Genomic DNA, 25,711 nt, shown 5'->3' with positions numbered 1-25,711 from the left:
AGAAATGATGTCAGATTATGCTAAAATAACATTCTTAGGTGCCGCAAAAACGGTTACAGGTTCTAAATATTTACTAGAGGCTTTTGGTAAAAAGATACTTGTAGATTGCGGTATGTTTCAAGGACTTAAAGAACTTAGAGAACGCAATTGGGAAGCGCTACCAATTAAGGTTGAAAATATAGATGTGGTTTTATTAACACATGGACATTTAGATCATGTTGGCTATCTACCACGATTATTAAAGCAAGGTTTTAAAGGGAAAATTATAGGCACAGCACCAACCTTGGCTATTGCAGAAATTATTTTAAAAGATAGTGGTAAAATTCATGAAGAAGAAGCTGAAAAGGCTAATAAAGAAAAGTTTACAAAACACCAGCCAGCTCTTCCTTTTTACACGATTAAAGATGCCGAAAGAACAATACAGCACTTTCAAGTAGAAGTAGCAGATAAATGGATTTCATTTACAGGTAAAATAGCGTATCGTTTTCAATATAATGGACATATAATTGGTGCAACTTTTATCGAGTTAGATGTTAACGGAAAACGATTCGTCTTTTCTGGAGATATTGGTAGAACAGATGTTTATTTGCTAAACGATCCTAAAAAACCAGAATGGGCAGATTTTCTCTTTATAGAAAGTACCTATGGAAATAAATTGCATCCAAAGGAAGATGTCGAGCATATTCTTTCCGATATTATAAAAGAAACCATACATAAAAAAGGCAATCTAATCATACCCAGTTTTGCAGTAGAGCGTCTGCAAACACTTATGTATATTCTTTGGAAACTATATAAAGAAAACAAGATTCCGAACATTCCCATTTTTGTCGATAGCCCAATGGGAAATAACGTTTTAGAAGTTTTTAATCGTTTTCCAAAATGGCATAAATTATCTCCAGAAAATTATAGAGCCATGTGTAATCATGTGAATATTATTCAATCGTACAAAGAAACCTGGGAAACCATCGATGATAAAAGATCCAAAATTATTATTGCCGGAAGTGGTATGGTAACTGGAGGTCGGGTTTTAACCTATTTGCAACAGCTCATTGATGAATCATCTACTACCGTGTTGCTCGTAGGTTATCAGGCCGAAGGAACTCGCGGAAGACAATTACTAGAAGGAGCACATGAAATTAAATTCTTCGGAAAATATTATCCTGTAAATGCCACTATTAAAAACATCGATAGCCTTTCTGCACATGCAGATCAAAACGGTTTAATAAACTGGATGCGTGCTATTAAAAATGTTCCAGAAAAAGTATATCTAGTGCATGGTGAACCAACAGCTTTAGATGCTTTTAGAGTAAAAATTAAAGACACATTTAACTGGAATGTAACTATTCCGAAGCTTTTGGATACCGAAAAAGTCCAGATTTAATCGTAGAAAAAATAACCTTTAAAATATATAATTATGATAACTACAAAAACACAAGCTAAATATTTAGAACTGATGAATGCAACAGAAATGCATGAAGCATCCAAGAAATGGTATTCCGAATTAAGCTTCATCAAAGACGAACAACTATTTTTTGATGACTTAGTAAAAACATATACCCTAGAATTAATAGATAAAAAGGAATTTGCAAATAGTAAAGAAATTGTAGATGTTTTAAATAGATCTCAAAAAAGAACCGATGAACTTTTAAATATTGTTAACACACATACCAATGATCTAGAGATTTTGGTAGACAATATAAAGCAACCCAAAGAAGAAATGAGCTATAAAAAAGAGCACAAAGAACTTCTTAACATCATCAGTGATTTTTTTATAGAATATAAAAATCTAAAAACACAACTATTTCAAATCTTTAAAGGAATTCTAAAAGATGAAAAACAAATCCGTTTAATGAATAGATAGTAAACACAAGAGTTTCCTTTTTATATTTAAAAGAATACAAGCAATAAGCCTTTGGTTTTTTATTATTTAAGAACGAATTACAGATGTTTATAAAATGGTAATAACCTTCATAATTTATACCAGTTTTACCAATTGGTTTTATAAAATAATCAGCATCTTTGCATCGTTAATTATAATAAGAATAAAATAAGTTTATTAAACGTATTAAAATATAAAAAATGAACAAGCAAATTGACCAACAAGCAGCAGATAACATAAGAGCCTTGGCAGTAGCCATGGTAGAAAAAGCCAACTCAGGACATCCAGGTGGACCAATGGGAGGAGCAGATTTTATGCATATTCTGTATTCTGAATTCTTTAATTTTGATCCGTCAGATATGACTTGGGCTTCTAGAGATCGCTTTTTTATGGATGCTGGTCATTTATCTACTTTAATGTATTCGCAATATTATCTTTTAGGAAATTACAAAAAAGACGATATAGCAAACTTTAGACAATGGGGATCTAATACTCCTGGTCATCCAGAAGTAGATGTTGCAAGAGGTGTTGAAAACACTTCTGGACCTTTAGGTCAAGGGCACACCATGGGAGTTGGAGCTGCAATTGCTACCAAGTTTTTACAAGCTCGTTTTGGAGATTGGATGAATCATAAAGTTTATGGTTTTATTTCAGATGGTGGAATTCAAGAAGAAATTTCGCAAGGAGCTGGTAGAATTGCTGGTCATTTAGGTTTGAATAACTTTATTATGTTTTTCGATTCTAATGATATTCAATTATCTACTTCTACAGACGAGGTAACTTCAGAAAATACTGCAATGAAGTATGAAGCTTGGGGTTGGAAAGTAGTAACTATTGATGGTCATAACCATGACGAAATTAGAAAAGCTTTAACAGACGCAAATAACGAAACGGAAAAACCGACGCTAATTATTGGTAAAACAATAATGGGTAAAGGTTGTGTTACTGCAGATGGAAGTAAGTTTGAAGGTCACTGTGAATCTCACGGACAACCAATTAGTAATACAGGAGCAGATTACGAAAAAACATTAGTAAACTTAGGGGCGAATCCTGAAAGTCCTTTTGATATTTATGAAGATGTGCAAGCATTTTATAAAAATATTATAGCGGAGAAAACGGCACAAGCAGCAGAAAAGAAAGCAGAAATTGCTACTTGGAGAAAAGCAAACGAAGCATTAGCCACTAAATTAGACTTCTTCTTATCTGGAGAGTTACCAGAATTAGATTTCGCAAGTATAGAACATAAAGCAGGATTGGCAACAAGAGCTGCATCTTCTGGAGTACTAGGATATTTGGCTGAGAATGTAGAAAACATGATTGTTTCTTCTGCAGATTTATCCAATTCGGATAAAACAGATGGTTTCTTAAAGAAAACACATGCCATACAAAAAGGAGACTTTTCAGGTTCTTTCTTACAGGCAGGTGTTGCCGAGTTAACCATGGCTTGTATTGCAAACGGATTAGCATTACACGGAGGAGTTATTCCTGTAGTAGCAACATTCTTTGTGTTCTCCGATTATATGAAACCTGCAATTCGTTTAAGCGCACTACAAGAATTAGGTGTGAAATTTGTTTGGACTCATGACGCATTTAGAGTTGGTGAAGATGGACCAACACACCAGCCAATTGAACAAGAAGCACAAATACGTTTATTAGAAAAATTAAAAAATCATAGTGGAGATCCTAGTTTCTTAGCATTACGTCCTGCAGATTCTGCAGAAACTAGCGTGGCTTGGAAAATGGCTTTAGAAAACAAAAGCAGACCAACTGGTTTAATTTTATCTAGACAAGGTATTAAAGATATCGAAGCGCAAGGAGATTCTAGATATAACGAAGCTTTAGCTGCCGAAAAAGGTGGTTACTTAGTAAAAGAAGTAGAAAATCCAGATGTTGTTTTAATCGCAAACGGATCGGAAGTTGCAACATTATTTGCTGCAGCAGAAATATTGGAGAAAGAGAATAATTTAAAAGTGAATATCGCTTCTGTAATTTCAGAAGGTGTTTTTAGATTACAATCTAAAGAATATCAAAATAGCGTGATTCCTAAAAATAAACCGTTATTTGGTTTAACAGCAGGTTTACCAGTAAACTTAGAAGGTTTAGTTGGGGATTCTGGTAAAGTTTTTGGTTTAGATCACTTTGGTTATTCTGCACCAGCAAAAGTATTAGACGAGAAATTCGGATTTACTGGCGAAAAAGTAAGCAAACAAGTATTAGAATATTTACAAACCGTATAACATAATAGATATGAAATTTTTTATTGACACAGCAAACCTAGACCAAATTAAAGAAGCACAAGATTTAGGTGTTTTAGATGGTGTAACAACCAATCCGTCTTTAATGGCTAAAGAAGGAATTACTGGAGCAGAAAATATTTTAAACCATTACAAAAAGATTTGTGAAGTAGTAGAAGGCGATGTTTCGGCTGAAGTTATTGCTACAGATTTTGATGGTATGGTAAAAGAAGGTGAGGCTTTAGCTGCACTGCATCCTCAGATTGTTGTAAAACTTCCTATGATTGCAGATGGTGTAAAAGCATGTAAGTATTTTTCTGATAAAGGAATTAAAACGAACGTAACTTTAGTTTTTTCAGCAGGACAAGCATTATTAGCTGCTAAAGCTGGAGCAACTTATGTTTCTCCTTTCTTAGGAAGACTAGACGATATCTCTACAGATGGTTTAAACCTTGTAGATGAAATTAGAATAATTTATGATAATTACGGATTTCAAACACAAATATTAGCAGCATCTATTCGTAACACCATGCACGTTATTAACTGCGCTAAAATCGGTGCAGATGTAATGACAGGACCTTTATCTTCTATTACAGGATTGTTAAAGCACCCATTAACAGATAGTGGATTAGCTAAATTTTTAGAAGATTATAATAAAGGAAATTAAAGCCTTTATTAGAACTATATTTGAACAGGCTATATTTTAAATATAGCCTGTTTTTTTATTTATAAAAACTCTTTTTTATCCTTTTCATATTAAGCAAGAGTTATTTTTTTCTAGTAGATTAAATGTGGTAATTTGTAGTCTAATATAAAACGTTATTTAAATGATTTGGTGCTTATTTCTATTCCATATGTTATCGTATCCAGATCAAGGTTGGCATACAAACGATACGCATTTAAAATTTGATATTGTTTTAAAAGACAAAGTAGTAGGACAGCTTCAGGCAACTAAAAGTTTTAAGGATGCAAAAGCGCATTATCAAAGTTCTACCAATATCACCACTAGATTTATAAAAGATATTACCGTAAATTATAAATATAATGTGATTTTTAATGCTAATAATTTAGAAAAAGCAGATGTGCATATTACCGTAAATAATAAACCACATGCAGAAACTAAAACACAGTGGTTAGACGATCATTATCTCATTCAGCAAAATGAAGACAAGACAATAGTTTTTAATAAAACCATTAAATACAGCACGATTTTAATGTACTTTGTAGAACCAGAAAATATTAGTTTTTGTTTTTCGGAAGAAGATGGAAGTATAAATACCATTATACCATTAGGGAATCATACTTACAAGAAAGTCAATGCTAAAGGAAAAGAAAATATCTATTACTATAAAAATGCAAAGCTTATGAAGGTAGAAGTGGATGGCGGATTAATTAGTTTTCAAATGATAGCGAAATAGAAGAAGTTATCTAGAAGGGAATAAAATTTCAGAGAAATAAATGAACATAGGATTAGTTTTATCCGGTGGCGGCGTTCGAGGAGTCGCTCATATTGGTGCTATCAAAGCATTAGAAGAAGCAGGAATATATCCTACCCATATTTCTGGAACAAGTGCAGGAGCAATTGTCGGTTCTTTATATGCTGCAGGTTTAGGTTGGGAAGAAATACTTCATTTTTTTAAAACGGTACCCATTTTTAAGACGAGTAAATTCACGTTTAAAAAACCAGGTTTTATAGATACCGAAAAGCTTGCCGATGAGTTTAAGAGCTTTTTTCCAATCGATGATTTTAATAGTTTGCAGAAAAGACTTTTTGTTACGGCTACCAATATAGAAACTGGTAAACTAGAGGTTTTTAGCGCTGGCGAATTAATAAAACCAATATTAGCATCTGCTTCTTTTCCTGGTGTTTTTACGCCTGTTAATATTGGGAAATTCCATTATATAGATGGTGGTGTACTCAATAACTTCCCTATAGAACCTTTAAAAGATATATGTTCATCTATTATTGGTGTGTATGTAAATCCTTTAAAACCAATTAAAGTAAAAAGCTTAAAACACTCTTATTCCGTATTGGAAAGAGCATATAAAATTATGGCAGAATCCCATTCTATATCGAAGTTTTCGGATTTTGATTTAGTGATTTCCCCAGAGGAACTTATAAATTTTGGTACGTTTAGTATGAAAAGTATGGATGCCATATTTGATCTAGGTTATAGCCATACGAAAGAAAAACTAGAGAGTAATGCATCTAAACTAGAAGGAATTATAGCGAATTTATAGATGTAATTTTCTAAAAAAGAAACGTATCTTTGCAGCAAAATGTAAAGAAATGCACAAAGCAGGTTTTGTAAATATTATTGGAAATCCAAACGTTGGTAAGTCTACACTAATGAATGCCTTTGTTGGCGAAAAACTATCTATTATCACATCTAAAGCGCAAACAACGCGTCATAGAATTTTAGGTATTGTTAATGGGGAAGATTTTCAAGTAGTGCTTTCTGATACGCCAGGAATTATAAAACCAGCTTACGAGTTGCAACAATCTATGATGGGGTTTGTGAAATCTGCCTTTGAAGATGCAGATGTGCTAATCTACATGGTAGAGATTGGTGAAAAAGAATTAAAAGATGAAGCGTTTTTTAATAAAATAACCAATTCCAAAATCCCTGTTTTATTATTGCTTAATAAGATTGATAAATCCGACCAAGCACAATTAGAAGAACAAGTACAAACTTGGCAAGAAAAAGTGCCAAATGGGGAGATTTTTCCTATTTCTGCTTTAGAAGGTTTTAATGTAAAAGAAGTCTTTGATAGAATTATTGAATTACTTCCAGAATCTCCTCCGTTTTATCCAAAAGACCAGCTTACCGATAAGCCAGAACGTTTTTTTATAAACGAAACCATTAGAGAGAAAATCCTAATGCATTATAAAAAGGAAATTCCGTATGCAGTAGAGGTAGATACCGAAGAGTTTTTTGAAGAAGAAAAAATCATTCGTATTCGTTCTGTAATTATGGTAGAACGGGAAACGCAAAAAGGAATTATTATAGGTCATAAAGGAGCTGCTTTAAAAAGAGTAGGAGTAGAAGCTAGAAAAGATTTAGAAAAATTCTTTGGTAAGCAAATCCATTTAGAGCTTTATGTAAAAGTGAATAAAAACTGGAGAAGTAACCAAAGACAGTTGAAACGTTTTGGTTACAATAACTAACCATTGCTAATAGTTTCTTTTTATTAAGCTAACCTTAACTTAAAGTGCAAGCATCATATTTGGAGGATAAATAAATCAACCAAATATGAAGAATGTAAACACCCTTTTATTAGTATTATGTGTCACAATATTTTTTAATTGTGATAGCGATGATAACAATTCGCAAAACACGCCAATAAATACAACAGTAAACTTTCAGTATAAATCTACTATTAATGTAGGTGGTGAAGGCGCTTCAGAAATCTCCGCTTTTGATGCATTAACAAACAAGTTATACATTGTAAATGTAGCATCTAATGAAATTTCTGTTTTTAATATTTCCAATATAAATGCTCCTTTGCAAGAAGCGTCTATAAGTTTAAGTGCTTATGGATCTCCTAATAGTGTTGCTGTAAAAGATGGAAAATTAGCCGTTGCAGTAGAAGCTTCCGTAAAACAAGACCCTGGAAAAATTTTAGTTTTTAATACAGAAGATGATTCGTTATTAAACCAATATAATGTTGGAGCATTACCAGATATGGTAACTTTTTCAAAAGACGGAAATTTAATTGTTTCGGCTAATGAAGGAGAGCCAAATGATGACTATACAGTAGATCCTATGGGAACTATTAGTATTATAGATTTAACAAATAATACAACTACTACCTTAGATTTTACCAGCTTTAATGCGCAACAAGCTACTTTAGAAGCACAAGGTTTTAGAGTTTTTGGTCCGGGAGCAACATTAGCACAAGATGTAGAACCAGAATATGTTGCTGTTTCTGAGGACTCCCAAACTGCTTGGGTATCCTTACAGGAAAACAACGGAATGGCTAAAGTGAATTTAGTTTCTAAAACTATTGAAGCTATTTATCCATTCGGATTTAAAGATTATAACGCCGCAGGAAATGCATTAGATGCAAGTGATAAAGATAATGTTTCCGAATTAAAAAATTGGCCAGTTTTTGGTATGTATCAACCAGATGCTATTGTAAATGTGAATATTAATGGTACAGATTATATCATTTCTGCTAATGAAGGCGATTCTAGAGATTATGATGGTTTTTCCGAAGAGGAAAGAGTAGACGATTTAACTTTAGACGAAACTGCTTTTCCGCTAATAGAAGACTATCAAAACGAAATAAACTTAGGTCGGCTAAAAACAACAAATACTTTGGGAGATACCGATAATGATGGTGATATGGATGTAATCTATTCGTATGGAGCACGATCTTTTAGTGTGTGGTCTGCAAACGGAAACCTAATGTATGATAGTGGAAATAGTATTGCTAGAGAAACATTGGCTTTGTCTCCTAATCAATTTAATGACGAAGATAAGCGAAGTGATGATAAAGGAGCAGAACCAGAATCTGTTGAAGTTTTAAATATTGGCAATCAGCGTTACATTCTTTTTGTTGGTTTAGAACGTACAGATCAAGTGATGGTGTATGATATTACAAATCCAACTTCGCCAGAATTTTTATCTATATTATCGCATTCTGGTGACGAAGCTCCAGAAGGAATTTTAGTTATTCCAGCAACAACTAGCCCTACAGGAAAAGATTTGTTGGTAGTTTCTAATGAAGATAGTGGTACCGTAAGTTTTTATGAAAACGAGTAATAAAAAGATATAGCACCTAAAAAAGCCTTAGTATGTACTAAGGCTTTTTTTTATATAATGTATTAATGTATTATGGTGTGTTTAGGTATGCATTGCATGAATACCTTTACTTCTTAAAGTGTCACGCATAAAATGGTGCAGCTCATACATTTGTGCTGTTCCCGTTTTTTTTCCAATGCTTCCACCAAAATAAAGCGCTATCCAAACCACAATCATAAATAGGGTTATTGCTAGTTGTATGGAATAATTAGTATTTAAAGACCAACTGGTATATGCCCAAACGCCAAAACCAAAAAACAGTCCTATAACTATAAAGTGGAAAAACATAAACATCGTCCAAACGGTTGGGTTCGGACCAAATAAACCATGAATAGTACTATTTGTGTTGGTTTCGTTTCTATTAATTTCTAAATGCAATTGTGGCGACCAAAAGTGTTGCTTTGCTTTAGGTATTTTAATAAAAACATGATCATCGATTCTTGAGACAATAAAATCGTTTTGTGTGTTTTTAGTTTCTTCAAATAGTTTTAAAAGCGTTTCATTATCTAGCTTTGCTTCAAATTTAAAACGTGGCCTTAATATTATTTCGTTGGTTAAAGACATTTTGCTTATTTTTAAAGTATCAATGTACCGTTTTTCTAGGAACTCATTTGTGTTTTTTATTTAGAAATGAAAATTAGCCTTTTGGAATATAGTTAAAATCCTGAGGTGTATAGTCTTATGAGGAGGTACCACGGAAAAATGAAAGTAATAAGACCGTATTGAAACGATTTTTGTGCTATTTGAAAAATAAATCAATCAAATCGATAACTAAACACTACCTTTGCAGCCGCTTACAGGATATGTAAGGCAGATTAAAACATGAAATTATGAGTAATATAGTAGCTATTGTAGGAAGACCAAATGTTGGAAAATCAACATTTTTTAACCGTTTAATTCAACGAAGAGAAGCCATTGTAGATGCAGTAAGTGGTGTAACTAGAGATAGACATTACGGTAAAAGTGACTGGAACGGAAAAGAATTTTCGTTAATCGATACTGGAGGATATGTCAAAGGAAGCGACGATGTTTTTGAAGCTGAGATTGACAAACAAGTAGAATTAGCTATCGATGAAGCAGATGCCATTATCTTTATGGTAGATGTAGAATCTGGTGTTACAGGAATGGACGAAGATGTGGCTAAATTACTTCGTAAAATTACAAAACCTGTTTTTTTAGTAGTTAATAAAGTAGATAATGGTAAACGTGCCGAAGATGCTGTAGAATTTTATTCTTTAGGTCTAGGTGAATATTATACCGTTGCAAGTATAAATGGAAGTGGTACAGGAGATTTATTAGATGATCTTGTAAAAGCTTTACCAGAAGTGGAAGAAGTAGAAGAAGAAGCGGAAGCACTTCCTCGTTTTGCAGTAGTTGGTCGTCCAAATGCAGGAAAATCTTCCTTTATAAATGCATTAATTGGAGAAGACAGATACATTGTTACAGATATTGCTGGAACAACTAGAGATTCTATCGATACCAAATACAATCGTTTTGGTTTTGAATTTAATCTTGTAGATACTGCAGGAATTAGAAAAAAATCGAAAGTAAAAGAAGATTTAGAATTTTATTCTGTAATGCGAAGCGTAAGAGCTATTGAGCATTGTGATGTTTGTCTTGTAGTTTTAGATGCTACTCGTGGTTTTGATGGGCAAGTACAAAATATCTTTTGGCTAGCACAACGTAACAGAAAAGGTATTGTCGTTCTAGTAAACAAATGGGATTTAGTTGAGGATAAGGACAACAGAACCATGAAAGAGTTTGAGCGAGCAATTAAACAACAAATGGAGCCTTTTACCGATGTGCCAGTTGTATTTATTTCTGTATTAAACAAACAACGTATTTATAAAGCTATTGAAACTGCGGTTGAGGTTTACAAGAATAGAAGCAAACGTATTAAAACAAGTGTGCTTAATGAGGTAATGTTACCAATAATAGAAAACCGTCCGCCACCAGCACTTAAAGCGAAATTTGTAAAAATTAAATATATCATGCAATTGCCTACACCGCAACCGCAATTTGCATTTTTCTGTAACTTACCACAATACGTAAAAGATCCTTACAAACGATTCTTGGAAAATAAATTACGTGAAAAATTCGATTTTCATGGTGTTCCAATAAGCGTGTATATGCGTAAGAAGTAATAAAGTTTAAATTAATATGTAGGCATAATATAAAACAGTAAATGTTTTATATTATGCTTTTTTTTTGCTTTTATATTAAGAGAAAATGCGAAAAAGATAGAGACTAAGATAATATAACGAAGGGTATTACGCTATTTAAATAAGCCGTAAAATAACGTGTGGAATAGTGTGTGCGTCTTCCGAAAAAAGAAGTGATTATATGTAGGATAAAAAATATGGAAAGTATTATTGGTGCGTTTTACCAAAGAAGTAATTTTTCTTACGGAACATGGAACATGGAACATGGAACATGGAACACGGAACACGGCTAACAAATAGATTACCAACCTCCAGAAGCTCCTCCACCTCCAAAGCCACCGCCACCGAAGCCGCCGCCAAAACCACCACCGCCAAATCCGCCGCCGGAGCTTCCACCAAAGCCACCACTTCCAAAACCACCACGACCAGCGTTGCTTAAAATGATTGCTTCTAGGATATTTCGAGTGGTATTTCTACCGCCACCAAAATTGTCTGTGCCATTTCCTCCACCACGTTTGTTTTTAGAAATAGAAATTAGGATGATGATAAAAATGATAAAAAGAAGAATTACAAAACCTACAGGGAACTCTCCTGAGTTAGATGCTTGACGCGATCCTTGGTATTCGCCAGTTAGTACTTCAAAAACAGCGTCAGAACCTCTATTTAAGCCTCCGTAATAATCGTTTTGTTTAAAGTATGGTATAATGTCACGCTCAATAATACGTCTAGACATTGCGTCTGTAAGTAAATGCTCCACACCATAACCTGTTGCAATAGCAATTTTTCTGTCGTCTCTAGCAAGCAAAATAAAAACGCCATTGTCTTTTTCTTTGCTACCACCAACGCCCCATTTATGCGCCCATTCTGTGGCTAAATACATTATGTTTTCTCCTTTTGTAGAAGCGATTATGGAAACCACAATTTGAGTAGATGTGGTATCCGAATATTTAATAAGTTTGTTTTCTAAAGAAGATTTTTCGCTAGAAGAAAGCATCCCAATATAGTCATAAACACTAGTTTGAAATGCTGGTGTTTCTGGAATATCAAATTGCGCAGAAACATTTCCGAAAGAAAGCAATGCGAAACAGGTGATTAAAAATAAGTATTTTAGCTTCTGCATTAACTTTTAGATATTTCGTTAGCAAGTTCGTTTTTATCAGAATCACTAATAGGAAAATGTTTTTTTAATTGTTCGCCAGCGTGTAAAATACCATCCACTAGACCTTGTTTAAAGCTTCCCGATTTAAATTGGTTTGCAATGGTTGTTTTGGTATCGTTCCAAAAGTTGGCCGCAACTACTTCATGAATCCCTTTGTCGCCATAAATAGCGAATGCTCTATCTTGAACAGCAACATAGATTAAAACGCCATTTTGTAATTTGGTATTATGCATTTTTAAAGTAGAAAACACTTCTAAAGCACGACTTTCTATGTCGCCTTTAAAAGTGTTTTCTATATGCACACGTATTTCTCCCGAAGTGTTTTTTTCGGCTAAACGAATAGCTTCCACAACTTCTTGTTCTTCTACAGTACTTAAAAATTCTTCAACGCTATCTGACATGATTTTTATTTAAAATCAAAATCTACATCAGGAGCGTTTTCACTTCCTGCATCTGCTTTATAATAATCCATTGGTGCAAAATTTAAAAAGCCTGCTAATAAACTATTTGGAAATGTTTTTATATGTTTATTATAAGGCTCTACAGACTCATTGAATCGATCTCTTGCAACATTGATTCTGTTTTCTGTACCTTCTAATTGACTTTGTAATTCTAAAAAGTTTTGGTTTGCTTTAAGTTCTGGGTAACGCTCTACAGAAACTAATAATTTAGATAATGCACCGCTTAAACCACTTTGCGCTTGTTGAAATTGTGCCATATTATCTGCGGTTAAATTGCTAGCATCAATAGTAGTTGAGGTCGCTTTTGCACGCGCTTCTATCACTTCTCTTAATGTTGTTCTTTCAAAATCTGCAGCACCTTGCACTGTTTTTATTAAATTACCAATAAGGTCATTTCTTCTTTGGTAAGAACTTTCCACATTTCCCCATGTTTTTGTTGCAGATTCTTTTAAGTTTACTGCGGTATTATTAAAATTCTTTCCCCAAGAAAATATTGCAAAAGCAATTAAGCCTAATACTATTAATGGAATAAGTGCCTTTTTCATAATTGTTAGTTTTAAAGTTGTTCTTTTATTTTAGTTAATTGATTTCTAATTCCTTCTAATTTACTAATTATATCGAAATTAGATAATGTTTTTTGTTTTTCTTCTTTTAAATGTGTTTTTGCTCCGTCTAGAGTGAAGCCTCTTTCTTTTACTAAATGATAAATAAGCTTGAGATTATTAATGTCTTCTGGAGTGAATTTCCGATTGCCTTTTGCATTCTTTTTAGGTTTTAAAGCATCAAATTCTTTTTCCCAAAAACGAATAAGAGAAGTGTTCACACCAAATGCTTTGGCTACTTCGCCAATAGCATAATATCGTTTTTCTGGTAAATCTATAAACATTTAATCTAGGGATTGATTTTCTAAGGAAGCATGTTTTAATAACTCATTAAACTCTTCAGCAGACAAACTACCATAGTAAAAGTTTATTGGGTTAATACGTTGTCCGTCTTTAAAAACTTCATAATGTACATGAGGAGCTTCACTTCTTCCAGTACTACCAACAAAACCAATTAAATCGCCACGATTTACCTTTTGATTTTTTCTTACATTATATTTGTACATGTGTGCGTACAATGAAACATAGCCGTAACCATGATTTATTCGTATATGATTTCCATAACCAGCAGCATTACTATCTGCTCGTTCTACAACACCATCTCCAGCGGCATAAATTGGTGTGCCTCGTGGGGCTGTAAAGTCCATTCCCCAGTGCATTTTTCTTGCTTTTGTAAAAGGATCTGTTCGCATACCATAACCAGAAGCCATTCGTGTTAAATCTTCATTTCTTACGGGTTGTATAGCAGGAATTGCTGCTAAAAGTTCTTCTTTTTCTGTAGCAAGAATAGCAATTTCGTCTAAAGATTTAGATTGCACAACAATTCGTTTTTGTAGTCTGTCAATACGTTTGTTACTTTCTATGATAAGTTTGGAATTGTCGTAACCTTCAAAACTTTTATATCTGTTAATTCCTCCAAAACCAGCTTTGCGTTGTTCGTCTGGTATTGGGTTTGCTTCAAAATAATGTCTGTAAATGTTATTGTCTCTATCCTCTACGTTGGCCAAAACAGCTTCCGCTTCATCAAACTTTTTGTTTAGTAAATCAAAGTTTAGCTTTAAATTTTGAAGTTCTCTGTTTAGGGCTTTTTCTTTGGGAGATTCAAAGTAATGCCCTGCAATAAAAAGGAAAAAGAAACCAAACAATGCCGCAGCACTTAAAAAACCAAGAATGTATTTAAAAGTCTTGCGTTTTTTACGCTCTATCTTTCTATAGGAAAGCGTTTCAGAATCATAATAATATTTTACCTTACTCATTATATAATTTATACTATTTTTGCATGAAATATAATGAGGATTTCTCTTTATATTGTATTAGCAAACGAACAAACCTACAAATTATTATTATAATAATATTAATGATTTTTCAATTGTAGGTCTAGGGTCTCCATAATTTTAAATATTTTTGGAGAGTAAATATAGAAATTGTTTCGCATTAAAAGCAATTTAACAGAAACAAGATATTAATAAAAGTACATGAAGTCTCAAGAAATTCGCTCAAAGTTTTTAAGTTTTTTTGAAGAAAAAAAGCATAGCATCGTGCAATCTGCACCAATCGTTTTAAAGGATGATCCAACATTAATGTTTGTCAATTCTGGAATGGCCCCTTTTAAAGAATACTTTTTAGGGAATGCAGAACCAAAAAATACTAGACTTACAGATAGTCAAAAATGTTTGCGTGTTTCTGGTAAACATAATGATTTAGAGGAGGTTGGTTATGATACCTATCATCACACACTTTTCGAAATGTTAGGGAATTGGTCTTTTGGGGATTACTTTAAAAAGGAAGCAATTGCTTGGGCTTGGGAGCTTTTAGTGGATGTTTACGGAATAGATAAAGATATTTTATACGTAACTGTTTTTGAAGGAACTGACGATGCAGATAACCTTCAAATGGATACGGAAGCTTATGATATTTGGAAACAATATATAGCGGAAGACCGTATTTTAAAAGGAAATAAAAAAGATAATTTCTGGGAAATGGGCGAACAAGGACCTTGCGGACCTTGTAGTGAAATTCATGTAGATATTCGTTCTGCAGAAGAAAAAGCAAAAGTAGACGGTAAGTCTTTAATAAATATGGACCATCCACAGGTAGTGGAAATATGGAATCTTGTATTTATGCAGTACAACCGAAAAGCAAACGGTTCGCTAGAGAATTTGCCAAACAAACATATTGATACAGGAATGGGGTTTGAGCGCCTTTGTATGGTGTTACAAAACGTGCAGTCTAATTATGATACCGATGTTTTTACACCAATAATTCGCGAAATAGAAACCATTACAGATAAAGATTATGGTAAAGACGAAAAAGTAGATGTTGCTATTCGTGTAATATCCGATCACGTTCGCGCAGTTGCATTTTCTATTGCAGACGGACAGCTACCAAGTAATACAGGTGCTGGTTATGTAATTCGTAGAATTTTACGTCGTGCTATTCGCTATGCCTTTACTTTTTTAGATAAAAAAGAACCGTTTATTTATAGATTGGTAGATGTTTTATCGAAAAAAATGGGAACTGCATTTCCGGAGTTAAAAGCGCAAAAACAACTTATTGAAAATGTAATTAAAGAGGAAGAAGCTTCGTTTTTAAGAACATTAGATCAAGGATTATTGTTGTTAGATAGAATTATTGAAACCACCAACGGAAAAGAAATTTTAGGAGCCAAAGTATTCGAATTAAAAGATACTTATGGTTTTCCTGAAGATTTAACCGATTTAATTTTACGCGAAAAAGGATATACCTATAATGTTTCCGAATTTAATGCGGAATTAAAAAAGCAAAAAGAAAGAGGTAGAGAATCTTCAGCATTAACCTCTGAAGATTGGACCGTTTTATTAGAAGATGCCGAACAAGAATTTGTTGGTTATGATACTTTAGAAACCAAAGTGAAAATTACACGATACAGAAAAGTTACTTCTAAAAAGGATGGCGAGATGTATCAATTAGTATTCAATTTAACACCATTCTATGCGGAAGGTGGTGGACAGGTAGGAGATAAAGGATATCTAGAAGATATAAATGGAGACGTGTCTTATATTGTTGATACCAAGAGAGAGAATAATGTAATCATTCATCTTACTAAAAACTTGCCAAAGCATTTAAAGGAGACTTTTAAGGCTGCTGTAGACGCAAAACAGCGTGGCAGAACAGAATGTAATCACACGGCAACACATTTATTGCACCAAGCTTTACGTGAGGTTTTAGGGGAGCATGTAGAACAAAAAGGTTCTGCGGTACACTCGAAGTATTTACGTTTCGATTTTTCCCATTTTTCTAAAGTTACAACAGAGGAGCTTCGGGATGTAGAAAATTTTGTCAATGCTAGAATTGATGGCAAATTGGCTTTGCAGGAAAATAGAAATGTGCCAATGGAAAAAGCGCTAGAAGAAGGAGCAATGGCTCTTTTTGGCGAAAAATACGGAGATACAGTGCGTACCATTCGTTTTGGACAATCTATGGAACTTTGTGGAGGAACGCACGTAAAGAATACCGCTGATATTTGGCATTTTAAAATAACTTCGGAAGGTGCAGTTGCATCTGGAATTCGTAGAATTGAAGCAATAACCAATGATGCGGTAAAAGATTTCTATTTTGAAAATAATAGATCTTATTTCGAAATGAAAGATTTATTGAATAATGCTAAAGAACCAGTAAAAGCATTACAGAATCTGCAAAGCGAGAATACCGATTTAAAAAAGCAAATCGAAAGCTTATTAAAAGATAAAGCTAAAAATATTATTGGCGATTTAAAAAACGAATTAACCGAAATAAACGGTATTCAGTTCTTGTCTAAAAAGTTAGATTTAGATGCAGGAGGAATTAAAGATGTTTGCTTTAAATTAGGAGAAAATCAGACTAATTTATTTTTATTATTCGCAACCGAACAAAACGGAAAGGCATTACTTTCGTGTTATATTTCTAAGGAACTAGTTGCAGAAAAAGGCTTGAATGCAGGAACGGTAGTTAGAGAACTTGGTAAACATATTCAAGGAGGTGGTGGCGGACAACCTTTCTTCGCAACCGCTGGAGGTAAAAATCCTGCAGGAATTGAAAAGGCGCTGAGTGAAGCAAAGAGTTATATGGAATAAAAGGTGCAGCACAAAAATTATTAGTGCTTCGGTATAGATTTCTCAAGAGATACTTACTGGTTTCAGGATGAGAGTTTTAATTTGAAGTTAAAGCCTCTCTGGGAATCTTTGTGGTCTCAGTGATTCTCTGTGAGCTAATTTTAAAAGAGTGTTTTTCCGAAAACCGGATAAATTTGTATCAAAATGAAACTACAAACACAAATACCACTAAAACAACAACAGCATAATCTTATCGATTATAACGCAAAACTCTTGTTGTTAGGTTCGTGTTTTTCAGAAAATATAGGTGATAAGGTTGGCTATTTTAAGTTTCGATCTAAAGTAAATCCTTTCGGAATTTTATTTCATCCAAAAGCGATTGAATACTTATTAGTAAATGCAAGTCAAGAAAAAGTGTATTCCGAAAAAGATATCTTTTTTCATAACGAACAATGGCATTGTTTTGACGCACATTCTAAATTAAGTAATGCGTCCAAAGAAAATTTACTAAGAGAATTAAATACTGCTATTGTATCCACAAACAAACAGATAGCCGAGGCTACACACGTTATAATTACATTAGGAACCGCTTGGGTATACAAACATGTGAAAACTAAAAGTATTGTCGCTAATTGCCATAAAGTACCTCAAAAAGAGTTTACAAAAGAATTATTGGCTGTTCCCGAAATCGTAGCGTCACTTGAAAAGATTGTTGCAACCATTCTGCAAGTAAATACTAATGCTTCCATAATTTTTACAGTTTCTCCTGTTAGACATATAAAAGATGGTTTTATAGAAAACACACAAAGCAAAGCACATTTAATTACAGCAATTCATCAAGTTCTAAATCAAAAATCATTAAGCAACAAGCAGCAATCTTTTTACTTTCCGTCTTTCGAAATTATGTTAGACGAACTTCGGGATTATCGTTTTTATAACGAAGATATGCTGCACCCAAATAAAACAGCGATACAATATATTTGGAATACGTTTCAGGAAGTCTGGATTTCTTCCGAAGCAAGTAAAACCATGCAAGAAATAGATAGCATCCAAAGAGGATTATTGCATAAGCCATTCCATCCAAAAGCAGAAGCACATCTTCAATTTATTGCAAAATTGGAAGAAAAAATTAGAAAGCTCCAAATGAAGTATGATTTTGTAAGTTTTTAATTACAAATAAGTTAACGGCTTACTTGTCGTCTTTTTAATCCTCGTTTAGTCGAAAAAGTAAGAGTAGATAGTTAATTAGTGTTATATTTATAATGCTATTAATCAATTATATACTAAACATCAACCATAAACTTATTCATTTAAGTATTTATAGTTGATGTTTTTTTTATGTGTATTTTTGATATATGCGAAAAATAATTCAAGGTGTAATTATAGCACTTGTAGTGCTGTTTACCTTCAAATACTGTGTCGATAAAAAAGAAGACAAAATAGTACTTCAAGAAAGCTCTATGCTTATTCAGGAGCAAATTAAAAACGTCGGAAAACTAATTGTTACCGAAGGTCATTTTAGCGAAGTTTTCAATTATAAAAACTCTAAAGAGATTTTCGGACAATACTTTACTTCCGATAAAAAAGCACTTGTAGTAGTTAATGCCGATGTAACTATTGCTTATGATTTAAGTAAAATAGAATTTAAAGTAAACGAAGCAACCAAAACATTAACCATTATAAGTATTCCAAAAGAAGAAATTAAAATCAGTCCAGATTTTGAATATTATGATGTGCAATCCGAATTTTTAAACCCTTTCGAAGCACAAGATTATAACGCTATTAAAGAAACCGTAAAACAATCTTTAATGAAAAAAGTAGAAGCATCCGATTTAAAAACGAATGCTAAAAACAGACTAATTAGCGAATTGTCTAAATTTTATATTCTAACCAATTCTTTAGGTTGGACCTTAAAATACAACGAAACTACAATCCTAAAAGCGGAAGAATTTAATACTATAAAACGCTAGCCGCAAACAAGAGTAAGCTATAATCGTTTCCTTTCCACAGGAAAGGATTAAGGATAGAAATTTATAACTTCTTACTCAAACTTAACCAGCCGCCACCATTAATAGCTTCAATACCTTGTGCTTTTAAAATACTTGCTGCACTACCAGAACGCATACCGCTTGCACAACAGGTGATTACTGGTTTGTTAAGCTTTTTTATCTCGCTTATTTTTCCGGTTATCACTTGCAGTGGAATATTTTTAGACCCAGGAATCGCACCTTGGCTATATTCTCCTTTCGATCTAACGTCGATAATTATTGCGCCTCTAGATTGCAATTCTTTAATTTTATCATTTTTATTTCCAAATAATGAATCTAATAATCCCATAACTTATTTTTTTACAAATTACAGGTATCTTTTTATAAAGATTTGTAACAATAGTTACAAGTTATTTTTTTTATCTTCCTCAACAATATGAAAACAGAAACTAGAAAAGACGAAATAATTAAAACAGCAGCTAAACTTTTTAAAGAAAAAGGATATAGTGCGGTTACCATGCGCGATTTAGCAACAGCGATAGGAATGAAAGCCGCCAGTTTATATAATCATATAAGCTCGAAGCAAGAGATTCTTAAGATTATTATCATTTCCATAGCCGAAGATTTTACACAAGGAATCGATGTTATTTATAATTCAGAAAGTAATAACTTAGGGAAACTAAGCCAAGTCATAGAACTTCACGTTAAAATAGCAACCAATAATACCTATGGAATGGCTTCCTTAAATAATGATTGGATGCATTTAGAAGGTCAACTCGATTATTATTTGTCCCTAAGAAATAAATATGAAGCTACTTTTTTAAAGATTATTAAAGAAGGTATTGCATCTTCAGAAATTAAAGCTGTCAATCCCGAAATTATAATGTTTACCATGCTTTCCACTTTGCGCTCCCTTTTTCTATGGATTCCTAAAAAGGAAGATCTTAACGCAAACGATTTAGCAAATAGCCTCAGTAGTATCCTAATTCAAGGAATTAACAAATAGTTATGAAATAATTTTGTAGATTTGTAGAGCAGACTAACAAGTGTTAGTTTTGAATAAGTAACAACTATGGGGCAATTTTATAAGCTTAAAATAAAGAATATATACAAAGAAACAGACGATTGTTCTGTTATCGATTTTCATGTTCCAGAGACACTTGAAAACGAATTCAAATTCCGTCAAGGGCAGCATTTAACACTAAAAGCAGATATTAATGGAGAAGATGTTCGTCGTTCGTATTCGCTATGTTCAGGTCCTTTAGATAAAGAATGGAAAGTCGCTGTAAAGGGAATTCCAGGAGGTAAATTTTCTACCTACGTTAATGCGGTTTTACAAACGGGTGACGAACTAGAAGTTATGTCGCCAAGCGGAAATTTTGGAGTTCCTGTAGAACCAGAAGCATCTAAAAATTATCTGTTTTTTGCAGCAGGAAGTGGTGTTACACCAGTTTTGTCTATGCTTAAAGCACATTTGTCTGCAGAACCAAATGCAACATGTAAACTGTTTTATGTAAATAAAACGGCAAAATCCATTATCTTTAAAGAAGAACTAGAGCAACTTCGAAATATGTATTTCGGAAGACTAGAAATCTATTACTTTTTAACCAAAGAACGTAGAGATATAGCGTTGTTTAATGGGCGATTCGACGATGATAAAATGAAAGTACTTACAAAGACTTTTATCGATGTTCCAGATACCAATGAAGTTTTCTTATGCGGACCAGAAAAAATGGTAAACTACGTAAGCGACTATCTAATAGAAGCTGGATTACCAAAAGAATTAGTGCATTTTGAGTTGTTTGTCACCGGACTTTCAGACGAAGATATTAAAAGAGCAGAACGTCTAGCAAAACAAAATGTAGAAGGTATTGAAGTAACGATTGTAGATGGCGGAAAAGAATTTTCTTTCACCATGACCAAAGATTACGATAACATTCTCGATGCAGCTTTAGGTGCAGGAGCAGATTTGCCATTTGCATGTAAAGGAGGCGTTTGTAGCACCTGCAAATGCGAAGTAAAAGAAGGCGCAGTCGAAATGAAAGTAAATTACGCATTAAGTGATAAAGAAGTAGCTCAAAATCTGGTGTTAAGCTGTCAAGCAGTACCAACAACAGATCGAGTAATAGTCGATTTTGATGTGTAATAAATTCCTGCAAGGTTTTAAAAACCTTGTAGGTATAAAAATATAAATTTTGGCGTTACACTACTTCGCAAAAGCTACGTAGTGTCAGGCTTTCGGCAGTCGCTCTTTTCAAGGAGCTCCAACAAAGCCTCAATCCTTAACGCGCCAACAGCTAAAGCCCAACAGCCAACAGCTAATAAAAATAAGTTTCACTAGCTAAAAGCCAAGAGCTAATAGCCAAAAGCTAAGAACTATGAGTGAAGAACAAATAAAAAACCTAGAAACGCAATTCGAAGCACGTATTGCAAGAGACGAGAAAATCGAACCAAAAGATTGGATGCCAGAAAAATATCGCAAAACGCATATTAGGCAAATGTCGCAACATGCACATTCCGAAATTGTAGGTATGCTTCCAGAAGGAAACTGGATTACAAGAGCACCTTCCTTACGTCGTAAAGTTGCCTTGTTGGCAAAAGTACAAGACGAAGCAGGACACGGTTTATATTTATATTCTGCTTGCGAAACCTTAGGTGTTTCTCGAGAAGAGTTATACGAGCAATTACACTCCGGGAAAGCAAAGTACTCCTCCATTTTTAACTACCCAACAGTAACTTGGGCAGATATGGGAGCTGTAGGTTGGTTAGTAGATGGTGCAGCAATTATAAATCAAGTGCCTTTATGTAATACTTCTTACGGACCATACGCAAGAGCAATGGTTCGCGTATGTAAAGAAGAAAGTTTTCACCAACGTCAAGGTTATGAAATCATGATAAAATTGGCTAACGGATCACCAGAACAAAAAGAATTAGCGCAAGACGCTTTAAATCGTTGGTGGTGGCCAAGTCTTATGATGTTAGGTCCTACAGATGCAGAATCTATCCACACCGAACAATCCATGAAATGGAAATTAAAACGTAAGTCTAATGATGATTTACGTCAGCAATTTATAGATCAAACCGTACCGCAAGCAGAATTAATCGGACTCACCATTCCAGATCCAGATTTAAAATGGAACGAAGAAAAAGGGAATTACGATTTCGGTGCAATTAATTGGGACGAGTTTTGGCAAGTTGTAAAAGGACATGGACCATGTAATAAAGAACGTATGAAAGCACGAGTTGGTGCTTGGGAAGAAGGAGAATGGGTTCGTGATGCAGCGATGGCTTATGCAGAAAAAAAACAAGAAAGAAAACAAAAACAAGCAGTTTAAATTTCATTGTCAGTTCGATGGAAATTGCATTTTAGCAATTTTGTATCGAGAACAAGATGAAAAATAATTATTTAAAATTCCTTCCCTTTTTTTAAGGGAAGGTGGATTTAATTCCAATAAAAGGAATTAAAGACGGAAGGGTATGTCTCCTTGAGGGGACTTTAGGGGTGTTAAAAAAGAATCCCTCTAAGCATTAAAATACGCTGGAAGACTTTCATTTTGGAAAGGCCCTTCAAACGAAGAAACAAGCAATTTAATTATCCTGCAAGGTTTTAAAAACCTAGTAGGTATTTATAAAAAAATATAAATTATGTCTGATAAAAAAAACTGGCCACTTTGGGAGGTCTTCGTAAGAAGTAAAAACGGATTAGAACATCGTCACTGTGGAAGTTTACACGCAGCAGATGAAGATATGGCTTTAGAAAATGCACGCGACGTGTACACAAGAAGAAGTGAAGGTGTGAGTATTTGGGTAGTAGAATCTAAAAATATTACAGCTTCTAATCCAGAGAATAATGGCGAAATGTTTGAGCCAGCTCACGATAAAGTGTATCGTCATCCAACATTTTATGTTTTACCAGACGAGGTGAAACACATGTAAAATTCCTGCGAAGGCAGGAATCTCATAAATTGAAACTAATTGTCACTTCGAGTGATTCCGATTTTTTATCGGAATTGTATCGAGAAGTAATTAAATAGATATCCACTTTCGTGGGCACTTAAAATGAAAAACGAAAACTTATACAAATACATTCTAGGTATAGCAGATAATTCTCTAATTCTCGGACAAAGATTAGGGGCATTAACAGGTCATGGACCAAGCCTAGAAACAGATATCGCTTGTACAAATATGTCTTTAGATTTATTCGGACAAGTAAGAAGCTATTACCAATATGCGGCAAAAATTGCAGGCGATAATAGAACCGAAGATGATATTGCAATGCTACGTAAAGAAAGAGAATATGTAAATGTATTGTTGGTAGAACAACCAAATACAGATTTTGCATATACTATGGCACGTCAGTTTTTATTCGATGTTTATCACTTATTGTTTTTAAAAGAATTAGAAAAAAGTAAGGATTTAACTTTGTCCGCAATCGCAACAAAATCGATTAAAGAAGTAAGTTATCATTTGCGTTTTTCTTCCGATTGGATAAAGCGTTTAGGAGATGGAACGGAAGTAAGTCATCAGAAAATGCAAGATGCTATGGATGATTTGTGGACCTATACAGACGAGTTATTTCATCAAACCGAAGCAGATAAAGCAATGGTTCAAGAAGGAATAGGTGTAGATGTTACTGCTTTAAAAGATGCGTATTATGAAAAAGTAAATGCCGTTTTAGAAGAAGCAACTTTGCAAACTCCAGAATCGAAATGGTTTCAAAAAGGAGGGAAAGAAGGAATTCATACAGAGCATTTAGGATATTTATTAGCAGAGCTTCAATACATGCAACGTACATTTCCAAATATGGAGTGGTAGTAAATGTTTGTGTAGGGAGCAATCTCATAAATTAAAACAAAATGTCACTTCGAGTGATTTGTGAAGCATGAACAAATTGTATCGAGAAGCAATAAAATAAAAGTCACCCCGAGCGCAGTCGAGAGGTCTCAAAAATTATGACAACAACAGAACAAATCATAGACGAAATTTTAATTCCAATTCTGGAACAAGTCTCCGATCCTGAAATTCCAGTATTGTCCATTATGGATATGGGTGTTGTTCGTACAGCGGTTATAGAAAACGATATGGTGAAAGTCCAAATAACACCAACCTATAGCGGTTGTCCAGCAATGGATGTTATTGGAGATGATATTAAAGCAGCGCTAAAAGCAGCAGGATACCATTCTGAAATAGAATTAATTCTTGCACCAGCTTGGACAACCGATTGGATTACACCAAGAGGTAGAAAAGCATTAGAAGATTATGGTATTGCAGCACCTTTAAACGCAGAAGCAGATAAAGATGTATTGCTAAATGGAAAACGATTAGTAAAGTGTACCAATTGTGGTTCCACAAATACAAGATTAGTAAGTCAGTTTGGTTCCACAGCATGCAAGGCGCAATTTCAGTGTGATGATTGCCAAGAACCATTTGATTACTTTAAATGTTTAAAATAGTAAAACAGACCTGTCAGGTTTTTAAAACCTGACAGGTCTAAAAGAATATAATATGAGCAAAAGCATACAACTCAAAATAGAAAATAAAGTAGCATACATAACGCTAAACAGACCAGAAGTCTTCAATAGTTTCAACCGTGAAATGGCATTTTTACTTCATGATACTTTAGATGCTTGTGAAGCAAACGAAGGTGTAAGAGCAATCGTTCTTACAGGAAACGGGAAAGCATTTTGTGCTGGTCAAGATTTAAAAGAAGTTACAGATCCAGATTTAAACCCAGGATTTAAAAAAATATTAGAAGAACATTACAATCCGATAATCACTAGAATAAGAAACATTAAAAAACCGGTAATCGCTGCGGTTAACGGAGTAGCAGCAGGAGCAGGAGCAAACATCGCTTTGGCTTGCGATATTGTTGTAGCACATGAAAAAGTAAGTTTTATTCAAGCTTTTAGCTTGATTGGCTTAGTTCCAGATAGTGCTGGGACATTCTTTTTACCAAGGCTAATCGGATTTCAAAAAGCATTAGCATTAGCCATGTTAGGTGATAAAATTTCCGCAGAAGAAGCAGAAAAAATGGGAATGATTTATAAAATGATTCCTTTAGAAAGTTTTGAAGAAGACGTAAATAAGCTGGCTTTAAAACTAGCAAACATGCCAACCAAAGCACTTGGTATGATTAAAGAACTATTCAATAAATCAATGACTAACGATTTAGAAGCGCAATTGGCTTTAGAATCTAAATTACAAATAGAAGCTGCACAAAGCAATGATTATGCGGAAGGCGTTGCTGCATTTATTGAAAAACGTAAACCAGAATTCAAAGGCAATTAAAAATTGGCTTTGTTCCGAACTAGTTTCGGGATCTCATCAAAATAAGTAATCAGTTTTGTC

General features: G+C 33.8%; 26 protein-coding genes. 19 read left to right on the top strand and 7 right to left on the bottom strand.

Going from position 1 to position 25,711, the window contains the following annotated elements; translation table 11 throughout:
• Window positions 1–7: 7 nt before the first annotated feature.
• From ACVCZW_RS03290 to ACVCZW_RS03255, 8 genes are all read left to right on the top strand, one after another.
• Window positions 8–1,381 (top strand): MBL fold metallo-hydrolase RNA specificity domain-containing protein, encoded by a 1,374-nt coding sequence (locus ACVCZW_RS03290; RefSeq protein WP_452231660.1) that lies wholly within the window; start codon window positions 8–10, stop codon window positions 1,379–1,381.
• 33 nt (window positions 1,382–1,414) lie between these two features.
• Window positions 1,415–1,861 carry a hypothetical protein gene (locus ACVCZW_RS03285; RefSeq protein ID WP_452228057.1) on the top strand — a complete coding sequence of 149 codons (447 nt, stop codon included), beginning with the start codon at window positions 1,415–1,417 and terminating at the stop codon, window positions 1,859–1,861.
• Between the two features lie 218 nt (window positions 1,862–2,079).
• A complete protein-coding gene (locus ACVCZW_RS03280) occupies window positions 2,080–4,116 on the top strand; it encodes a transketolase family protein (RefSeq protein WP_452231639.1) in 2,037 nt (678 codons plus the stop codon).
• 10 nt (window positions 4,117–4,126) lie between these two features.
• Entirely contained in the window at window positions 4,127–4,780 is a 654-nt protein-coding gene (fsa, locus tag ACVCZW_RS03275; RefSeq protein WP_055444517.1) for a fructose-6-phosphate aldolase, read from the top strand.
• A gap of 160 nt (window positions 4,781–4,940) precedes the next feature.
• Window positions 4,941–5,531 (top strand): DUF6134 family protein, encoded by a 591-nt coding sequence (locus ACVCZW_RS03270; protein WP_452231638.1) that lies wholly within the window; start codon window positions 4,941–4,943, stop codon window positions 5,529–5,531.
• A 40-nt stretch (window positions 5,532–5,571) separates the two neighbouring features.
• Window positions 5,572–6,354 carry a patatin-like phospholipase family protein gene (locus tag ACVCZW_RS03265; RefSeq protein ID WP_452231637.1) on the top strand — a complete coding sequence of 261 codons (783 nt, stop codon included), beginning with the start codon at window positions 5,572–5,574 and terminating at the stop codon, window positions 6,352–6,354.
• Window positions 6,355–6,403: 49 nt separating this feature from the next.
• Window positions 6,404–7,282 (top strand): GTPase Era, encoded by an 879-nt coding sequence (gene era, locus ACVCZW_RS03260; RefSeq protein ID WP_452228053.1) that lies wholly within the window; start codon window positions 6,404–6,406, stop codon window positions 7,280–7,282.
• Between the two features lie 85 nt (window positions 7,283–7,367).
• Window positions 7,368–8,882 carry a choice-of-anchor I family protein gene (locus ACVCZW_RS03255; RefSeq protein ID WP_452231636.1) on the top strand — a complete coding sequence of 505 codons (1,515 nt, stop codon included), beginning with the start codon at window positions 7,368–7,370 and terminating at the stop codon, window positions 8,880–8,882.
• 81 nt (window positions 8,883–8,963) lie between these two features.
• Here the strand turns inward: ACVCZW_RS03255 and ACVCZW_RS03250 are convergent, their stop codons facing one another.
• Window positions 8,964–9,485 carry a GTP-binding protein gene (locus ACVCZW_RS03250; protein WP_452231635.1) on the bottom strand — a complete coding sequence of 174 codons (522 nt, stop codon included), beginning with the start codon at window positions 9,483–9,485 and terminating at the stop codon, window positions 8,964–8,966.
• A 266-nt stretch (window positions 9,486–9,751) separates the two neighbouring features.
• On the opposite strand from ACVCZW_RS03250, the gene der reads away from it, so the two are divergent.
• The gene (gene der, locus ACVCZW_RS03245) at window positions 9,752–11,065 is read left to right on the top strand and encodes a ribosome biogenesis GTPase Der (protein WP_452228050.1); all 1,314 of its coding nucleotides are present in this window, start codon (window positions 9,752–9,754) and stop codon (window positions 11,063–11,065) included.
• Window positions 11,066–11,384: 319 nt separating this feature from the next.
• Here the strand turns inward: der and ACVCZW_RS03240 are convergent, their stop codons facing one another.
• Genes ACVCZW_RS03240 through ACVCZW_RS03220 form a run of 5 tightly spaced genes read right to left on the bottom strand, consistent with a single transcriptional unit; the run spans window position 11,385 to window position 14,561 of the window.
• Complete coding sequence (locus ACVCZW_RS03240; RefSeq protein WP_452228049.1) at window positions 11,385–12,203, bottom strand: TPM domain-containing protein; 819 nt, start codon at window positions 12,201–12,203, stop codon at window positions 11,385–11,387.
• Window positions 12,203–12,643 carry a TPM domain-containing protein gene (locus tag ACVCZW_RS03235; RefSeq protein WP_452228048.1) on the bottom strand — a complete coding sequence of 147 codons (441 nt, stop codon included), beginning with the start codon at window positions 12,641–12,643 and terminating at the stop codon, window positions 12,203–12,205. The genes ACVCZW_RS03240 and ACVCZW_RS03235 overlap by 1 nt, the downstream gene beginning before the upstream one ends.
• Window positions 12,644–12,648: 5 nt before the next feature.
• Window positions 12,649–13,248, bottom strand: a complete 600-nt coding sequence (locus ACVCZW_RS03230; RefSeq protein WP_452228047.1) for a LemA family protein — start codon at window positions 13,246–13,248, stop codon at window positions 12,649–12,651.
• Window positions 13,249–13,259: 11 nt separating this feature from the next.
• Window positions 13,260–13,589 (bottom strand): MerR family transcriptional regulator, encoded by a 330-nt coding sequence (locus tag ACVCZW_RS03225; protein ID WP_452228046.1) that lies wholly within the window; start codon window positions 13,587–13,589, stop codon window positions 13,260–13,262.
• Window positions 13,590–14,561 (bottom strand): M23 family metallopeptidase, encoded by a 972-nt coding sequence (locus ACVCZW_RS03220; RefSeq protein WP_452228045.1) that lies wholly within the window; start codon window positions 14,559–14,561, stop codon window positions 13,590–13,592.
• A gap of 219 nt (window positions 14,562–14,780) precedes the next feature.
• Between ACVCZW_RS03220 and alaS the strand changes: the two genes are divergently transcribed.
• The 3 genes from alaS (at window position 14,781) to ACVCZW_RS03205 (ending at window position 19,345) form a co-directional block, all read left to right on the top strand.
• Complete coding sequence (gene alaS / locus ACVCZW_RS03215) at window positions 14,781–17,396, top strand: alanine--tRNA ligase (protein ID WP_452228044.1); 2,616 nt, start codon at window positions 14,781–14,783, stop codon at window positions 17,394–17,396.
• A gap of 183 nt (window positions 17,397–17,579) precedes the next feature.
• Window positions 17,580–18,545 carry a GSCFA domain-containing protein gene (locus tag ACVCZW_RS03210; RefSeq protein ID WP_452231634.1) on the top strand — a complete coding sequence of 322 codons (966 nt, stop codon included), beginning with the start codon at window positions 17,580–17,582 and terminating at the stop codon, window positions 18,543–18,545.
• A gap of 185 nt (window positions 18,546–18,730) precedes the next feature.
• A complete protein-coding gene (locus ACVCZW_RS03205; protein WP_452228042.1) occupies window positions 18,731–19,345 on the top strand; it encodes a DUF4230 domain-containing protein in 615 nt (204 codons plus the stop codon).
• A gap of 61 nt (window positions 19,346–19,406) precedes the next feature.
• Here the strand turns inward: ACVCZW_RS03205 and ACVCZW_RS03200 are convergent, their stop codons facing one another.
• The gene (locus tag ACVCZW_RS03200) at window positions 19,407–19,712 is read right to left on the bottom strand and encodes a rhodanese-like domain-containing protein (protein ID WP_452228041.1); all 306 of its coding nucleotides are present in this window, start codon (window positions 19,710–19,712) and stop codon (window positions 19,407–19,409) included.
• 87 nt (window positions 19,713–19,799) lie between these two features.
• Between ACVCZW_RS03200 and ACVCZW_RS03195 the strand changes: the two genes are divergently transcribed.
• The 7 genes from ACVCZW_RS03195 (at window position 19,800) to ACVCZW_RS03165 (ending at window position 25,651) form a co-directional block, all read left to right on the top strand.
• Entirely contained in the window at window positions 19,800–20,369 is a 570-nt protein-coding gene (locus ACVCZW_RS03195) for a TetR/AcrR family transcriptional regulator (RefSeq protein WP_452231633.1), read from the top strand.
• 66 nt (window positions 20,370–20,435) lie between these two features.
• A complete protein-coding gene (locus ACVCZW_RS03190) occupies window positions 20,436–21,509 on the top strand; it encodes a 2Fe-2S iron-sulfur cluster-binding protein (protein ID WP_452231632.1) in 1,074 nt (357 codons plus the stop codon).
• A 232-nt stretch (window positions 21,510–21,741) separates the two neighbouring features.
• Window positions 21,742–22,698: a 1,2-phenylacetyl-CoA epoxidase subunit PaaA gene (paaA, locus tag ACVCZW_RS03185; protein WP_452228038.1), complete on the top strand. Its 957-nt coding sequence runs from the start codon at window positions 21,742–21,744 to the stop codon at window positions 22,696–22,698.
• Between the two features lie 310 nt (window positions 22,699–23,008).
• Entirely contained in the window at window positions 23,009–23,299 is a 291-nt protein-coding gene (gene paaB, locus ACVCZW_RS03180; RefSeq protein WP_452228037.1) for a 1,2-phenylacetyl-CoA epoxidase subunit PaaB, read from the top strand.
• A 123-nt stretch (window positions 23,300–23,422) separates the two neighbouring features.
• Entirely contained in the window at window positions 23,423–24,178 is a 756-nt protein-coding gene (gene paaC, locus ACVCZW_RS03175) for a 1,2-phenylacetyl-CoA epoxidase subunit PaaC (protein WP_452228036.1), read from the top strand.
• Window positions 24,179–24,315: 137 nt separating this feature from the next.
• Window positions 24,316–24,816, top strand: a complete 501-nt coding sequence (gene paaD, locus ACVCZW_RS03170) for a 1,2-phenylacetyl-CoA epoxidase subunit PaaD (RefSeq protein WP_452228035.1) — start codon at window positions 24,316–24,318, stop codon at window positions 24,814–24,816.
• A 52-nt stretch (window positions 24,817–24,868) separates the two neighbouring features.
• Window positions 24,869–25,651 carry an enoyl-CoA hydratase-related protein gene (locus ACVCZW_RS03165; protein WP_452231631.1) on the top strand — a complete coding sequence of 261 codons (783 nt, stop codon included), beginning with the start codon at window positions 24,869–24,871 and terminating at the stop codon, window positions 25,649–25,651.
• Window positions 25,652–25,711: the final 60 nt, after the last annotated feature.

The organism is Lacinutrix sp. MEBiC02595 (assembly GCF_053601555.1).
This window is presented reverse-complemented; position numbering and strand designations above follow the sequence as displayed.

Coding starts and splice junctions, on each gene's coding strand:
- ACVCZW_RS03290 (WP_452231660.1), top strand. CDS start 8: ATGTCAGATTATGCTAAAATAACATTCTTAGGTGCCGCAAAAACGGTT.
- ACVCZW_RS03285 (WP_452228057.1), top strand. CDS start 1,415: ATGATAACTACAAAAACACAAGCTAAATATTTAGAACTGATGAATGCA.
- ACVCZW_RS03280 (WP_452231639.1), top strand. CDS start 2,080: ATGAACAAGCAAATTGACCAACAAGCAGCAGATAACATAAGAGCCTTG.
- fsa (WP_055444517.1), top strand. CDS start 4,127: ATGAAATTTTTTATTGACACAGCAAACCTAGACCAAATTAAAGAAGCA.
- ACVCZW_RS03270 (WP_452231638.1), top strand. CDS start 4,941: ATGATTTGGTGCTTATTTCTATTCCATATGTTATCGTATCCAGATCAA.
- ACVCZW_RS03265 (WP_452231637.1), top strand. CDS start 5,572: ATGAACATAGGATTAGTTTTATCCGGTGGCGGCGTTCGAGGAGTCGCT.
- era (WP_452228053.1), top strand. CDS start 6,404: ATGCACAAAGCAGGTTTTGTAAATATTATTGGAAATCCAAACGTTGGT.
- ACVCZW_RS03255 (WP_452231636.1), top strand. CDS start 7,368: ATGAAGAATGTAAACACCCTTTTATTAGTATTATGTGTCACAATATTT.
- ACVCZW_RS03250 (WP_452231635.1), bottom strand. CDS start 9,485: ATGTCTTTAACCAACGAAATAATATTAAGGCCACGTTTTAAATTTGAA.
- der (WP_452228050.1), top strand. CDS start 9,752: ATGAGTAATATAGTAGCTATTGTAGGAAGACCAAATGTTGGAAAATCA.
- ACVCZW_RS03240 (WP_452228049.1), bottom strand. CDS start 12,203: ATGCAGAAGCTAAAATACTTATTTTTAATCACCTGTTTCGCATTGCTT.
- ACVCZW_RS03235 (WP_452228048.1), bottom strand. CDS start 12,643: ATGTCAGATAGCGTTGAAGAATTTTTAAGTACTGTAGAAGAACAAGAA.
- ACVCZW_RS03230 (WP_452228047.1), bottom strand. CDS start 13,248: ATGAAAAAGGCACTTATTCCATTAATAGTATTAGGCTTAATTGCTTTT.
- ACVCZW_RS03225 (WP_452228046.1), bottom strand. CDS start 13,589: ATGTTTATAGATTTACCAGAAAAACGATATTATGCTATTGGCGAAGTA.
- ACVCZW_RS03220 (WP_452228045.1), bottom strand. CDS start 14,561: ATGAGTAAGGTAAAATATTATTATGATTCTGAAACGCTTTCCTATAGA.
- alaS (WP_452228044.1), top strand. CDS start 14,781: ATGAAGTCTCAAGAAATTCGCTCAAAGTTTTTAAGTTTTTTTGAAGAA.
- ACVCZW_RS03210 (WP_452231634.1), top strand. CDS start 17,580: ATGAAACTACAAACACAAATACCACTAAAACAACAACAGCATAATCTT.
- ACVCZW_RS03205 (WP_452228042.1), top strand. CDS start 18,731: ATGCGAAAAATAATTCAAGGTGTAATTATAGCACTTGTAGTGCTGTTT.
- ACVCZW_RS03200 (WP_452228041.1), bottom strand. CDS start 19,712: ATGGGATTATTAGATTCATTATTTGGAAATAAAAATGATAAAATTAAA.
- ACVCZW_RS03195 (WP_452231633.1), top strand. CDS start 19,800: ATGAAAACAGAAACTAGAAAAGACGAAATAATTAAAACAGCAGCTAAA.
- ACVCZW_RS03190 (WP_452231632.1), top strand. CDS start 20,436: ATGGGGCAATTTTATAAGCTTAAAATAAAGAATATATACAAAGAAACA.
- paaA (WP_452228038.1), top strand. CDS start 21,742: ATGAGTGAAGAACAAATAAAAAACCTAGAAACGCAATTCGAAGCACGT.
- paaB (WP_452228037.1), top strand. CDS start 23,009: ATGTCTGATAAAAAAAACTGGCCACTTTGGGAGGTCTTCGTAAGAAGT.
- paaC (WP_452228036.1), top strand. CDS start 23,423: ATGAAAAACGAAAACTTATACAAATACATTCTAGGTATAGCAGATAAT.
- paaD (WP_452228035.1), top strand. CDS start 24,316: ATGACAACAACAGAACAAATCATAGACGAAATTTTAATTCCAATTCTG.
- ACVCZW_RS03165 (WP_452231631.1), top strand. CDS start 24,869: ATGAGCAAAAGCATACAACTCAAAATAGAAAATAAAGTAGCATACATA.